This is a genomic window from Lentzea flaviverrucosa (assembly GCF_003350445.1).
GTDB lineage: Bacteria > Actinomycetota > Actinomycetes > Mycobacteriales > Pseudonocardiaceae > Lentzea > Lentzea californiensis.
Genome location: NZ_QQAU01000001.1, coordinates 441,935 through 454,836 on the forward strand (window position 1 = coordinate 441,935; position 12,902 = coordinate 454,836).

The 12,902-nt window shown below is 71.6% G+C and carries 13 protein-coding genes; 7 read left to right on the forward strand and 6 right to left on the reverse strand.

Annotated features, from left to right (window positions below; translation table 11 throughout):
* Positions 1-43: 43 nt before the first annotated feature.
* From DFR72_RS02215 to DFR72_RS02235, 5 genes are all read left to right on the forward strand, one after another.
* Positions 44-988: an acyltransferase domain-containing protein gene (locus tag DFR72_RS02215; RefSeq protein ID WP_090064270.1), complete on the forward strand. Its 945-nt coding sequence runs from the start codon at positions 44-46 to the stop codon at positions 986-988.
* Positions 989-1,077: 89 nt separating this feature from the next.
* Positions 1,078-1,914 (forward strand): alpha/beta fold hydrolase, encoded by an 837-nt coding sequence (locus DFR72_RS02220; protein WP_090064269.1) that lies wholly within the window; start codon positions 1,078-1,080, stop codon positions 1,912-1,914.
* 128 nt (positions 1,915-2,042) lie between these two features.
* Complete coding sequence (locus tag DFR72_RS02225) at positions 2,043-3,278, forward strand: MFS transporter (protein WP_245982435.1); 1,236 nt, start codon at positions 2,043-2,045, stop codon at positions 3,276-3,278.
* On the forward strand, positions 3,271-4,215 hold the full coding sequence (locus tag DFR72_RS02230; RefSeq protein WP_090064268.1) for a PDR/VanB family oxidoreductase: 945 nt from the start codon (positions 3,271-3,273) through the stop codon (positions 4,213-4,215). The genes DFR72_RS02225 and DFR72_RS02230 overlap by 8 nt, the downstream gene beginning before the upstream one ends.
* A 17-nt stretch (positions 4,216-4,232) precedes the next feature.
* Positions 4,233-5,420: a cytochrome P450 gene (locus tag DFR72_RS02235; RefSeq protein WP_090064582.1), complete on the forward strand. Its 1,188-nt coding sequence runs from the start codon at positions 4,233-4,235 to the stop codon at positions 5,418-5,420.
* A 46-nt stretch (positions 5,421-5,466) separates the two neighbouring features.
* Here the strand turns inward: DFR72_RS02235 and DFR72_RS02240 are convergent, their stop codons facing one another.
* The 6 genes from DFR72_RS02240 to DFR72_RS02265 are packed head-to-tail and all read right to left on the reverse strand — an operon-like array spanning position 5,467 to position 11,399.
* A complete protein-coding gene (locus tag DFR72_RS02240; protein ID WP_090064267.1) occupies positions 5,467-6,396 on the reverse strand; it encodes a fumarylacetoacetate hydrolase family protein in 930 nt (309 codons plus the stop codon).
* 1 nt (position 6,397) lies between these two features.
* Positions 6,398-7,336, reverse strand: coding sequence for a VOC family protein (locus tag DFR72_RS02245; RefSeq protein ID WP_090064266.1), 939 nt, complete (start codon positions 7,334-7,336; stop codon positions 6,398-6,400).
* Entirely contained in the window at positions 7,333-8,337 is a 1,005-nt protein-coding gene (locus DFR72_RS02250) for an amidohydrolase family protein (RefSeq protein ID WP_090064265.1), read from the reverse strand. The genes DFR72_RS02245 and DFR72_RS02250 overlap by 4 nt, the downstream gene beginning before the upstream one ends.
* The gene (locus DFR72_RS02255) at positions 8,334-9,458 is read right to left on the reverse strand and encodes an FAD-dependent oxidoreductase (RefSeq protein ID WP_090064264.1); all 1,125 of its coding nucleotides are present in this window, start codon (positions 9,456-9,458) and stop codon (positions 8,334-8,336) included. The genes DFR72_RS02250 and DFR72_RS02255 overlap by 4 nt, the downstream gene beginning before the upstream one ends.
* A gap of 13 nt (positions 9,459-9,471) precedes the next feature.
* Positions 9,472-10,425, reverse strand: coding sequence for a cyclase family protein (locus DFR72_RS02260; protein WP_090064263.1), 954 nt, complete (start codon positions 10,423-10,425; stop codon positions 9,472-9,474).
* Positions 10,422-11,399 (reverse strand): fumarylacetoacetate hydrolase family protein, encoded by a 978-nt coding sequence (locus DFR72_RS02265; RefSeq protein ID WP_090064262.1) that lies wholly within the window; start codon positions 11,397-11,399, stop codon positions 10,422-10,424. The genes DFR72_RS02260 and DFR72_RS02265 overlap by 4 nt, the downstream gene beginning before the upstream one ends.
* Before the next feature lie 106 nt (positions 11,400-11,505).
* Here DFR72_RS02265 and DFR72_RS02270 point away from each other — a divergent pair, with 106 nt between their 5' ends.
* A complete protein-coding gene (locus tag DFR72_RS02270; RefSeq protein ID WP_090064261.1) occupies positions 11,506-12,411 on the forward strand; it encodes a LysR family transcriptional regulator in 906 nt (301 codons plus the stop codon).
* Between the two features lie 41 nt (positions 12,412-12,452).
* Complete coding sequence (locus DFR72_RS02275) at positions 12,453-12,815, forward strand: VOC family protein (RefSeq protein ID WP_211335268.1); 363 nt, start codon at positions 12,453-12,455, stop codon at positions 12,813-12,815.
* The last annotated feature ends 87 nt before the right edge of the window (positions 12,816-12,902 follow it).

A 12,902-nucleotide genomic window follows, 5' to 3' on the forward strand; every position in this document is an offset into this window, starting at 1 on the left:
CTTTGAGCGCATTCGAACCGCCAGGGCCGGTAGGGTCGTCCTCGTGGATCTGGAGGACACCGCCGCCCGGCTCGGCGTTCCCGTCTCGGAAGTCGAACGCGTGCAGCGGCTCGCCGGTGACCGGCCGTCAGCCCCGCTGCCCGCCAAGGCCGGCGCGCCCGCGATCCTCGAACGGCTCGCGGTGTCGCCGGACGACGCCGCGGAGGTCATGGAGGGCTGGCCGGACGCCGACTCTCCACTGTGGACACCCGAGCTGCGCTGGCTGCTGGACCGCTCGATCGCCCTGGTCCAGGCCGATCTCGGCGGCCACCAGTGGTTGTCCCCCGGCCCGGAGCTGCCGCGCGAACGCGGCCCGGCCTGGCGGCACCTCTACGTGTACGCGTATCTGGCCCTGACCGGCGTCGTCACGAGGTACCACCGCGAGCACGACATCGCCGACGCCGTGTCGTGGACGACCCTCGCGGACATCGGCCGCAACCTGGCGGTCGACAGGCGGATGCAGCGCGAGGGCTGGCCGGTCATGCAGAGCTGGCTCACGCTGCACGCGCGCGGAGCCGTCTACGAGCTCGGCCGGCTGCAGCACCACCGCGGCGGCACCGCCATTTCCCTGCACATCCCCGATTCGGGCCCGATGACCCCGGAAGCGGTCACGGCGTCACTCGACGAGGCCCGCGCGTTCTTCCCCCGCCACTTCCCCGGCGAGCACTACACGGCGTTCTCCTGCGGCTCGTGGCTGCTCGACCCGCAACTGCAGGAGTACCTGCCGGCGGACTCGAACATCATCCGGTTCCAGCAGCGGTTCGAACTGGAGCCCTACGAGGAACCGGAAGGACTGGACGCCGACGTCGAGGTGCGGCGGTTCGTGTTCCGCACCCTGAGCACCCCGCTCGACCGGCTGCCGCGCGACACGCTGCTCCGGCGCGCCGTCGTCGACCACCTGCGGGCGGGCCGCCACTGGCACTGGCGCAGCGGTCAGTTCCCGATCTAGCGGCACCCCCGGTCTCCGCCTCGTTGACACCAGCTAGCTAATGCCATTAGCCTCTAGCTAACGACATTAGCTTTGTTTCGGAGGACGGCATGACCGAGTACCTGAACATCGACGGCGGCACCATCGCCTACGACGTGACCGGGCAGGGGCCGCTCGTCGTGCTGGCGCACGGCATCGGCGACAGCCGCCACTCCTACCGCTTCCTCGCCCCGCTCCTGGCCGCGCAGGGGTACCGGGTCGCGAACGTCGACATCCGCGGTTGCGGCGACTCGAGCGTGGAGTGGACCGGGTACAGCCGCACGGACATCGCGGGCGACCTGGTCGCCGTCGTCCGCCACCTCGGCGGGCCCGCCGTGATCATCGGGCAGTCGATCAGCGGCGGTGCCGCGACCATCGCGGCCGCCACCGCACCCGACGTGGTCACCGGCGTCGTCGAGCTCGCGCCGTTCACGCGCGCGCAGTCCGTCGACCTCGGGGGCATGGTGCGCGTCAAGCGCTTCCGCGCGGGCTACACGCAGCTGCTGAAGGTCCTGCTCGCGGGAAGCCTGGACAGCTGGAAGCGCTACCTCGACCTGGCGGTTCCGGCCAAGCCCGCCGACTGGGACGCCGAGCTCGCCCGCATCGAGTCCAAGCTGCGCGAACCCGGCCGGATGAAGGCCCTGCAGGCCATGTGCAAGACCAGCCCGGCCGACGCCGGCACGCAGCTGGCCAACGTTCCCTGCCCGGTCCTGGTCGTCATGGGCACCGCGGATCCCGACTGGGCCGACCCGCGCGCCGAGGGCGAGAAGATCATCGCCGACCTGCCCCGGGGACGCGGGGAGCTGGCGATCATCGAGGGAGCCGGGCACTACCCGCACGTGCAGACGCCGGACGAGGTCCTCGCGCACTCCCTGCCGTTCCTGGCCGAGACGCTGGCCCGCGCCTAGAGGCCATCCACGCGATGGATACCGGCAGTCAGGATTAGTGATTTCCGCACGGCGTCCCGGCGCACCAAAACTAGGGCCACTGTTGCCGGTCATCGGAGATCGGCAGGTGCACCTGACCGGAGACGCCTGTGTCGCAACGAGCCTCACGTCCCGAGAAGCCGGGCAGACGCCCCGGCGGCAGCCTCCTCATCGACGGCGAGCGGCCCGCGGGACGTTCCCAAGCTCTGGTCCTGCTGCTCGCGAGCTGCCTGCCGGTGCTCGGGTCGGTGCTGCTCGCACCGGTGCTGCCGGCCATCCAGCAGGCGTTCGCCTCGACGCCGGGGGCTTCGGTGCTCACTCCGATCGTCCTGACGGCGCCCGCGCTCATGATCGGGCTGACCGCTCCCTTCGCGGGGCGGGTCGTGGAACGGACCGGGCGCAAGAGGCTGCTGGTCGCAGGGCTCGTCGCGTACGGGATCTTCGGCACCGCGCCGCTGTGGCTGCCCACGCTGGAGCTGGTCGTGGCCAGCCGGGTCCTCGTCGGGGTCGCCGAGGCCGCCATCATGACGTGCTGCACGACGTTGCTCGCCGACTACTTCCACGGCAAGCAGAGGCAGCGGTACTTCGGGCTGCAGACCGTGTGCACGACCGTCGCGGCCACGTTGTTCTTCGCGTTGGGCGGGCTGCTCGGCGCCCAGGGCTGGCGGACGCCGTTCTGGCTCTACGCCGCGAGTCTGCCGCTCGCGGTGATGGCGGTCCGGTACCTGTGGGAGCCCGCCGACCGCCAGGACCGCGGCGGGACGGTCGCGCTCGCGTGGCGGCTGCTGGCGGCGCCCATCGGCGTGACGCTGGTGGGAGGCCTGGTGTTCTACACGCTGATCGTCGAACTGCCGTACGTGCTGAGCGGTGTCGGTGTCGTGTCCACCGCCACCATCGGCATGATCAGCGCGCTGGCCTCGCTCGCGACGGCCGCCGGCGCGTTCCTGTTCACCCCGCTGGCGCACCGGGGTCCCGGGGTGACCGTGACCCTCGCGTTCCTGCTGTCCGGGATCGGACTGGCCGTGCTCGCGTTCGCGCCGAGCACGCCGGTGGTCGTCGTGGGCGCCGCCGTCACCGGGCTCGGCAACGGCCTGCTCCTGCCCGCGCTGGTCACCTGGGCGCTGGGCCGGCTCACCTTCGCGCAACGCCCTCGCGCGTCGGGCCTGTGGACGGCGGCGCTGTTCATCGGGCAGTTCGTGTGCCCGCTCGTGGTGCTGGCCCTGTCCGTGGCGGTCGGCGGCCTCTCCTCCGCGCTGCTGGTGATCGGTGCGCTCGCGGTCCTGCTCTCCGTCATCACCCGAGCGGTGAAGTCGACCGACGCGAAGCCGGTGCCGGCCGATGGGTGATCTGATCGACCTGGTCGTGACGGAGAAGTCCGCGGTGGCGCACGGCGTCACCGCGGTGACCCTGCGCCATCCCGAAGGGCGCCGGCTGCCGGACTGGTCTCCTGGCGCGCACCTCGACCTGGTGCTGCCCAACGGCATGGTCCGGCAGTACTCGCTGTGCGGTGACCGGTGGGACAGCGGCAGCTACCGCGTCGGAGTCCTGCGGGAACCGTCCGGGCGGGGTGGTTCGGCCTTCGTCCACGACCGGCTCCGGTGCGGTGACCGCATCGCCGCGAGCGCGCCGCGCAACAACTTCCGGCTCGCGCCGTCACCGGGCTACCTGTTCCTAGCGGGCGGCATCGGGATCACGCCGCTGCTGCCGATGATCCACCAGGCGGCGCTGGTCGGCGTCGACTGGCACCTGCTCTACGGCGGCAAAAGCCTCGGCAGCATGGCGTTCCGCGACGAGCTGGCCGGTCACGGCGACCGCGCCACCGTCGTGCCGCAGGACGAGCTCGGCCTGCTGGACCTGCCCGCGCACCTGCCTCCGCCGGGATCGGACACCCGGATCCACTGCTGCGGGCCCACTCCCCTGCTCGAAGCCCTGGAACGGCTGACCGCCGGCTACCCGGCGGGCCAGGTGCGCACCGAACGGTTCGTGCCCGCCGCGGAGACCTCTGCCGCCCGCGACGAACCGTTCGAGGTCGAGCTCCGCCGGACCGGTGTCACGGTCGTCGTGCAGCCGCGGCAGTCGGTGCTCGACGCCATCAACGCCGTGGGCGCCAACGTGTTGTCGTCCTGCCGTCAGGGGACGTGCGGCACGTGCGAGACCGCTGTCATCGAAGGCCGGCCGGAACACCGCGACTCCATTCTGGACGACTCCGAGCGCGCGGCGGCCGACTGCCTGTTCCCCTGCGTGTCCAGGAGCGGTTCGGGCCGGCTCGTCCTCGACGCGTGAACCCCCAGGAGGCTGTCGTGCTCACCCTTCCCGTGTCCGAAGTGGACCCGTTCTCCTCCGAAGTGCTGGAAGACCCGATTCCCTTCCAGCGGCAGTTGCGCGAGGCCGGACCGGTCGTTCACCTCAGTTCCTGCGACGTGTACGCCCTCGGGCGGTACGAGCAGGTCCACGCCGTCCTGCGCGACTGGCAGGACTTCCAGTCGGCGGCGGGCGTCGGCCTGAGCAACTTCCGCCGGGAGAAGCCCTGGCGTCCGCCGAGCCTGCTGCTGGAAGCCGATCCCCCGCACCACGACGCTCCGCGCGCGGTCCTGGAGAAGGTCCTCGGCCCCAGAGCGCTGCGCAAGCTCCAGCAGGCCTGGTTCGCCGACGCCGAGAGGCTGGTCGACGAGGTGCTCGCCGAGCGCGAGTTCGACGCGATCACCCGGCTGGCGCAGGCGTTCCCGTTGCGGGTCTTCCCGGACGCGGTGGGCATCCCCGGCGAGGGCAGGGAGCACCTGCTCCCGTACGGCGACCACCTGTTCAACGCCTTCGGCCCGCACAACGACCTCGTCGCCCGGGGTACCGGCGGCATCGGCGCGTTGTCCGCCTGGGTCGACGCCCAGTGCACCCGCGACGTGCTGAGCGACAACGGTTTCGGCGCCACGATCTGGGCAGCCGCGGACCGCGGCGACATCACCGGCGAGCAAGCCCCGCTGGTGGTGCGCTCGCTGCTCTCGGCAGGCGTCGACACCACGGTGCACGGGCTGGCCGCCGTGCTGTACGCCTTCGCCACCCACCCGGACCAGTGGCAGCGGCTGCGCGCCGACCCGGCCCTGGCGAAGGTGGCCTTCGACGAGGCCGTGCGGTGGGAGTCGCCCGTGCAGTCGTTCTTCCGGACCGCCACCGCGGACGTCGAGATCGCCGGCGTCACCGTTCCGGAGGGCAAGAAGGTCCTGATGTTCCTGGGGGCCGCGAACCGGGATCCTCGGCGGTGGAGCGAGCCCGACGTGTTCGACCTGGCTCGTGATCCTTCCGGCCACGTCGGGTTCGGCATGGGGCTGCACCAGTGCGTGGGGCAGCACGTCGCACGTCTGGAGGCGTCCGCTCTGCTGACGGCGCTGGCGAAGCGGGTGGACCGGATCGAGATCGCGGGACAGGCGAAGCGGCACCACAACAACACGTTGCGTGCGTGGGAGTCGCTTCCACTACGCGTGCGGCTCGCATAGAAAACAGGGCCGGTTCCGAACGGCACCGGCCCTGCTCTTGTTCCAGTTACGGGGTGATCGTGCGGCGAGGCCGCCGGCGGGCTCGTGGCAGCGGCTTGACCTCCGCTCCGGGGACCACGGTCGTGCTGACGGCGCCGATGCCCTCGACGGTGAGGGTGACGACGTCGCCGGGGCGCAGCGGGTGCCGCTCGGCTCCCCTGCCCCACAGCTCGGCCAGGCAGCCGCCGTTGCCGCAGGTGCCGGAACCGAGCACGTCACCGGGACGCACGGCGGTGCCGCGGGACGCGTAGGCGACCATCTCCTCGAACGTCCAGCTCATGTTCGACAGCAGGTCGGAGCCCACCACCCGGCCGTTGACCTCGGCGGTCAGCTCCAGGTGCAGCAGGCCGTCGGCGTCGCGGTGGTGCTCCAGCTCGTCGGGCGTGACGAGCCAGGGGCCGAGCGTCGTGGCGGTGTCCTTGCCCTTGCACGGGCCGAGCCCGACCGCCATCTCCGCGGTCTGCAGGTCGCGCGCGGACCAGTCGTTGAAGATGGTGTACCCGGCGATGTGGTCGCGGGCCTGTTCCGGTGTCAGGTCACGGCCTTCGCGGCTGATGACGGCCGCGACCTCCAGTTCGAAGTCCAGCAGTTCCGAGCCGGGCGGCACGGGCACGTCGTCGTGCGGGCCGATCACGGCGTAGGGGTTGCCGAAGTAGAACGTCGGCGCGGCGTACCACTGCTCGGGCACGCCGGATCCCGCGCGCATGCCCTCGACGTGCTCCTCGAAGGTGACGAAGTCGCGCACGGTCGGCGGCTGCAGCGGCGCGAGCAGCCGCACCTCCGACACGTGCGGCCCCGCCGGACCGGCGAGGGCCGCGGCACCGGGCAGGTCGCCGAGCACGTCGATCAGCGAAGCCGTGCCGAGGGGACGCAGCCGCTCGTCGTCCAGCACGCCGGCCTGCTTGCGTCCGTCGTGGAGGTAGGTGGCGAACCGCATGTCACACCGGAGGGGCGACGAAGCAGCCGCGGTCGGGGTCGTTGAAGGACTCCTTGGCCACCAGCTCGTTCATCGGGTTGGCGGTGCCCCACTGGTCGGTGACCTCGGGCTGCGAGAAGTCGTGGACGCTGGGGTGCCAGGTGTCCTCGTCCAGCATCTCGAGCTCGGTCGTGTACTCGACGGTGTTGCCGTGGGGGTCGAGGAAGTAGGAGAACGTGTTGTCGCCCGCCAGGTGGCGGCCCGGTCCCCAGATCTTGCGCACACCGGCGCGCATCAGGCGGCCGGTGCCGCGCATGTACTCGTCCACGCCGCGCAGCTCGAACGAGATGTGGTGCAGCGCGGTGTGCGGGCCCTTGGCCAGCGCGAGGCTGTGGTGCTGCGGGTTGATGCGCATGAAGTGCATGACCTCGCCCATGTGCGGCGAGCTGAGGGTGTCCGACAGCGCGAACGACAGGTGCTGCTCGTACCAGGCCCTGGTGCGGTTGAGGTCGGGCGAGTTGAGCACCACGTGCGAGAGCCGGACCGGAATGGCCTCCTTCTCCTCGACGCGGCGGTGCTGCCGGGTCGCCACGCCGGCGGAGACCTCGACGGTGCGGCCGTCGACGTCGAAGAACCGGAAGCCGTAGCCACCACCGAGCGTGCCGAGCTCGTCGGGCGTGCTGATGAGCGTGACCCCGGCGGCGATGAGCTGGTCGGCGAGAGCATCGACGTCGGCCGCGTTCTCCGCGCCGAACGCGACGAGGTCCAGTCGCTTCTCGTCGGCCTTGCGCAGCCGCACCACGTACTGCTCGGGTGAGCCCTCGGCGGCCAGGAAGCTCAGGCCCGAGTCGTTCGCGACCTCGGTGAGGCCCCAGACGCCGGCGTAGAACTCCAGTTGCTTGTCGTAGTCGGGCACGGCGAGGTCGACGTGCCGCAGGTGGGTGAGCAATCGCCTGGTCACCGGATCTCCTTCAGGTTGAGCAGTGCGGCGGCGTTGCCACCGCGGACGGCGTCGAAGTCGGGGTCGTTCAGCTCTGCGGCCCGCAGTGCGGCGACCGGGTCGTCGGTGCCCATGTCGAACGGGAAGTCCGAGCCGAGCAGCACGCGGTCCGCCCCGGCGACGCGGACCAGTTCGCGCAGCACCGCGGGGTCGTGGACCAGCGAGTCGAACCACAGCCGCCGCGCGTAGTGGCTCGGCGGGTGCGCGCAGTTCCCGGCGTCGGGGCGCACCCGCCAGGCGTGGTCCGCGCGGCCGAGGTGGGTGGGCAGGTAGCCGCCGCCGTGGGCGGCGACGATCCGCAGGCGCGGGTGGCGGTCCAGCACACCGGAGAAGACCAGGTGGGACAACGCCACGGCGTTCTCCGTCGGCTGGCCGACGCTGTTGGACAGGTACCAGCGGTCCAGGCGCTCGTCGAGGGTGCAGCCGAAGGGGTGCAGGAACACCAAGGCACCGGTCTCGGCGGCCCGTTCCCAGAACGGCTCGTAGGCCGGGTCGGACAGCTCACGGCCGGGTGCGTGGCTACCGATCTCCACCCCCGCCAGGCCTTCTCCCAGCGCGTGGTCGAGGGCCTGCACCGCCAGGTCCGGGTGCTGCAGCGGCGCCAGACCCAGGCCGCGCAGCCGTTCCGGCGCACGGGCGCAGTGCTCGGCCGTCGCGGTGTTGGCCGTCTCCCACACCGTCCGGGCCAGGCCGCGGTCCGCCCAGTAGTGGTAGTGCGACGGCGAAGGGCTCACCAGTTGCACGTCCACCCCCGCACCGTCCATAGCGGACAGTCGTTGCGCGACGTCGGTCAGCACCCCGAGCCGCTCACGCACCATCTGGCCGTTGACGGCCAGCGCGTCGGGACCGTTGCGGCGGGCGTCGAGTTGACGGGCGGCGGCCAGGGCGGGCTCGCCGGCGACGAGCCGTTCCACCTCGGGCAGCAGGACGTGGGCGTGCACGTCCACGGTCGGGGCGGTCACGGGCGACCCGCCAGCATCGCCATCGTGCGGCCCATCAACCCCGGTACGTCGGCGTCGCGCACGCCGTCGAGCAGCCACTGGCCGATCTGGACGGAAGCGTCGACCACCGCACGCACTCGTGGATAGCGGCGGTCGCGGTACTCGGTGAGCACGGCGTCGCCCCAGGTGTCCGTTGTCGACAGCAGTTCGGCGAGGACGAGGGCGTCCTCCAACGACATCGCGGCGCCCTGGGCGAGGGTCGGCGGGCACGCGTGGGCGGCGTCGCCGACGAGCACGACCCGGCCGCGGTGCCACGGACCGTCCACCAGCAGTCGGTCGAACCAGGTGTAGTTGACCACCGCGGAGTCGGTCAGCGCGGCCTGGATCTCCTGCCAGGGCCCGCCGTACCCCTGCGCCAGTCGCAGCATCTCCTCGGCGTGGGCCGACGGGTCGATGGTGTCGCGGTCGCGGTTGCGTTCGACCAGGTACGCGTAGGCGGTGTCCGGGCCGGTCGGGCAGCAGCCGGCGATGAAGCAGTGCCCGCCGTAGATCATCTGGGTGTGTTCGAGGCCGGTCGGTCGAGGCACCGGGGCGCGCCAGATGGCCATGCCGGTGGGCACCGGCCGTTCCTCGATGCCCATCAGCGCGCGGGTCGCGGAGTTGAGGCCGTCCGCGCCGGCGACGAGGTCGTAGCGGCCGGTCGTGCCGTCGCTGAAGCCGACGTCCACGCCGTCGCCGTCCTGGTCGATGGTGGTGGCGGTGAGGCCGAGGCGCACCGAGGCGCCGGACGCGCGGACGGCGTCGATGAGGATCTGCTGCAGGCGCGGGCGTTGCATGCCGAGGGTGCCGGGCAGGTCGTCGCCGCCGATGCGGGCGGTCGGCTGCACGGTCAGCACCGCGCCGGTCGGGGCGAGGATGCCCAGCTCGTCGAACGGGAACCCGTCGCCGAGCACCTCCTCGATCACGCCGACCTCGCGCAGGACGCGCAAGGCGTTGCCCTGCAGGGTGATGCCGGATCCGGCGGTGGCGTTCCAGTCGGGCCTGGCCTCCACCAGGTCGACGGCGAGTCCGGCGCGGCGCAGCAGGACGGTCAGGGCGTTGCCGGCGGTACCACCGCCGAGGACGAGCACGGTGCGGGTCATCAAGGCTCCTCGGTCACTTCACGGCGACGGGGTTCACCGGCGAGCCGACGGCTCCCGTGATCGGCAACGGCGCGGCGGTCAGCCAGAACTCGTGCACGCCGTCCTCGGCGCAGTCCGCGGCCAGCGCGTCCAGGTCCCACATCTCCCCCACCAGCAACCCGATGTGCGGGATGACGACCTGGTGCAACGGCTGGAAGGCGTCGTCGAACTCGTTGGGCCGCACCTCGAAACCCCACGTGTCGGTGGCGATCGCGGCGATCTCGGTGCGGTGCAGCCACGGCGCGGTGGTGAACGACAGGCCGGGCGCCGGCCCGCCCGCGTAGTCGCCCCAGCCGTCCCGCCTGGCGCGGGCCAGTTGCCCGGTGCGGACGAGCACGATGTCGCCGGGTCCGACGTCGACGCCGTGGGCCTCGGCGGTGGCGGCGAGGTGGGTCTCGGTGATGGCGAAGCCGTCGGGCAGTTCGCCACCACCGACGACTCGGCCGACGTCGAGCAACACGCCGCGGCCGGCCACGTGGGCGGCCATGTGCTCGATGCCGGTGATCAGGTCACCCGCGGACGTCACGGTGGTGGCGGCGTCCCGGCCGTTCCAGGCCCTGCCGTGGTCGAAGATGTGCCCGAGGCCGTCCCACTGCGTCGAGCACTGCAACGGCATGGAGATCACGTCGTCCGCGCCGCCGATGCCGTGCGGGAAGCCCTGCAGTCCCGCGGCCGCGTCGGTCCCGGTGTCGAGCATCGTGTGCACAGGGTTCGTGCGGCGGCGCCAGCCCTTCTGCGGGCCGTCCACGTCGAACCGCTGGGACAGCGAGAAACTCACGCCCCTGCGGATCAGCGTGGCGGCGGCACGACGCTTGTCCTCGGTGAGGTGGTTCAGCGTGCCGAGGACGTCGTCCTCGCCCCAGCGGCCCCAGTTGGAACACTTCGCGGCGGCCTCGGCGATGGCGGACTCGGGATCGGCGCGGTTCACGCCCGCTCCTCGGCGACGCAACGGGTGCGCTGGGCGCCCAGGCCGGTGATGGTGCTCTCCATGACGTCGCCGTCACGCAGCAGACGTCCGTGGTGCATGCCGTTGCCGGCCGGAGAACCGGTGAGGACGAGGTCGCCCGGCAGCAGCGTGGTGGTCTGCGAGACGCAGGAGACCATGCGGGCGACGTCGAAGATCATGTCCTTTGTGGACTCGTCCTGCATGGTGTCGCCGTTGAGCTTGAGGGTCAGCCGCAGGTCCGACGGGTCGGGCACGAACTCCACCGGCACGAGGTACGGGCCGAGCGGGGTGAAGCCGGGCGCGTTCTTCGACCGCAGCCAGTCGGTGCCGATCTCCCGCATGTCCTTGCGGAACACCAGATCGCGGGCCGTGAGGTCGTTGGCGATCGTGTAGCCGGCGACGTGCCGCAACGCTTCCTCCGGCGACACGCGGTGGGCCGGAGTACCGATCACGGCGGTCAGCTCCAGTTCCCAGTCCGGCTGCTCGCACCACGACGGCAGCACGACGTCGTCGTGGGGTCCGGTGATCGCCGACGGCAGACCGATGAACACGTACGGCTGGTCTTCGCGTGCACGACGGTCCATCAGCTCCGCCGCCCGCGCCCGTGCCTGCTCCTCGCTCTCGGCGGAGTCCGCCGGGCGGTGCGCGACCACGAGGTCGATGACGTGCTGCCGGTAGTTGGCCCCCGACTGGAAGACCTGCCGCGGCGCGACCGGCGCGTGCACGCGCAACCCGTCCAGCGGCAGCCACTCCCGCGCCTCGCTCGCCAGGCGGCGCAACGAGGGCAGCACCTCCGTCCACCGCTCGAGGACGTCGAGCGTCGAGGCCGGCCGCCACTGCAGGGCCTGGCCGAGGTCGGCCACGCGGTCGTCCACCACGAGGCCGGGGAACGGCGAGCCGCCCGCCGCGGAGAAGGTGCCGAGCGCGAACCGGACGGGTTGCGGCGGTGTTGCCATGAGGTGTCCTCCCGTGTCGTGAGGACTACTGTGGCCGCCACCCGAGGATCACGGAAATGAATGTTCTTGATGCTCTCCATCCACAGCGTGGATGACTGGAGGTGCGGTGAACCTGTCGAATCTCGACCTCAACCTGGTTGTGGCCCTGCGGGCCCTGCTGGAGGAACGCAACGTCACCAGGGCGGGGCAGCGGATCGGCCTGACGCAGCCGGCCATGAGCGCGGCCCTGGCGCGCCTGCGCCGCCACTTCGACGACCCGCTGCTCTCCCGCACCGGCTCGCTCTACAGCCTCACCCCGCTCGGCGCGGTGCTCCGCGACCGCGCCGCCACCGCCTGCGACGTGCTGGAACGCGTGTTCACCAGCCAGGCCACGTTCGACCCCGCCACCGACACCCGCGAGTTCACGCTCGTCAGTTCCGACTACGGCGCCACGGTCCTCGGCGTACCTCTGGCCCGAGTGCTGCACGACGAGGCGCCCGGAGTGCACCTGACCTTCCACCAGACGTCCCCGACGTTGCTCGACAGCCTCGGCACGCTGCTGAGCACGGTGGACGGACTCCTGCTCCCGCACGGCGTCATCGACGGCTTCCCCGCGGTCGAACTGTTCAGCGACCAGTGGGTGTGCCTGGTGGCCGCCGACAACCCCGAGGTCGGCGACGAGCTCACCCTCGGCCAGCTCGCGGACATGCCGTGGGCGGTCTACCAACGCGCCTACGACGCGCCCGTCACCCGGCAGCTCAGCATGCTCGGCATCAGTCCCCGCGTGGACGTCTCGGTCCCGTCGTTCCACCTGCTGCCGATGCTGGTCGCCGGCACCAGGCGGGTCGCCCTCGTGCAGCGACGGCTGGTCGAGCTCTCCCCGATGCCCGGTGTCCGCGTCCTTCCGTCGCCGTTCCCCTCGGTGCCGCTCCAGGAAGCCATGTGGTGGCATCCGGTGCACGCCCAGGACGCGGGACACGCGTGGTTGCGCCAGGTGATCAAGGAAGTCGGTCAGGCCGTGGACAAGGGGTGAACCGCTACCTCAGCGGTGGATGCGGCGCGTACGGTGTGGCCGTGGCCGACGCCGTACTGCGAGGGGTGACCCTGGACTGTGCCGACCCGCGGACGCTGGCGGGGTTCTACGGCGCACTGACCGGGATGCGCGAACTCTTCAGTTCGGACGAGTTCGTCGCTCTGACGGGCGGCTCCGGTTGCGACCTGGGATTCCAGCGAGTCGACGGCTACCGGGCTCCGCAGTGGCCGGGTCAGGACGTGCCGCAACAGTTCCACCTGGACCTCCGCGCCGACGACCTCGACGCGGCGGAAGCGCTGGCGCTGGAACTCGGAGCGGCCAAGCCGGACCACCAGCCCGGCGACGGGCGCTGGCGGGTGCTCCTGGACCCGGCCGGCCACCCCTTCTGCCTGACGTCGTCCTGACACCACGGCCCGTCAGACGCCGGAACCGCAGGGCTTAGGGCGTGTCCCGTAAGTCCGTTCGATGAGAGTCACGGTCGAGAGACCCGG

Coding starts and splice junctions, on each gene's coding strand:
- DFR72_RS02220 (WP_090064269.1), top strand. CDS start 1,078: ATGACCGAGTACCTGAACATCGACGGCGGCACCATCGCCTACGACGTG.
- DFR72_RS02230 (WP_090064268.1), top strand. CDS start 3,271: ATGGGTGATCTGATCGACCTGGTCGTGACGGAGAAGTCCGCGGTGGCG.
- DFR72_RS02240 (WP_090064267.1), bottom strand. CDS start 6,396: ATGCGGTTCGCCACCTACCTCCACGACGGACGCAAGCAGGCCGGCGTG.
- DFR72_RS02255 (WP_090064264.1), bottom strand. CDS start 9,458: ATGACCCGCACCGTGCTCGTCCTCGGCGGTGGTACCGCCGGCAACGCC.
- DFR72_RS02265 (WP_090064262.1), bottom strand. CDS start 11,399: ATGGCAACACCGCCGCAACCCGTCCGGTTCGCGCTCGGCACCTTCTCC.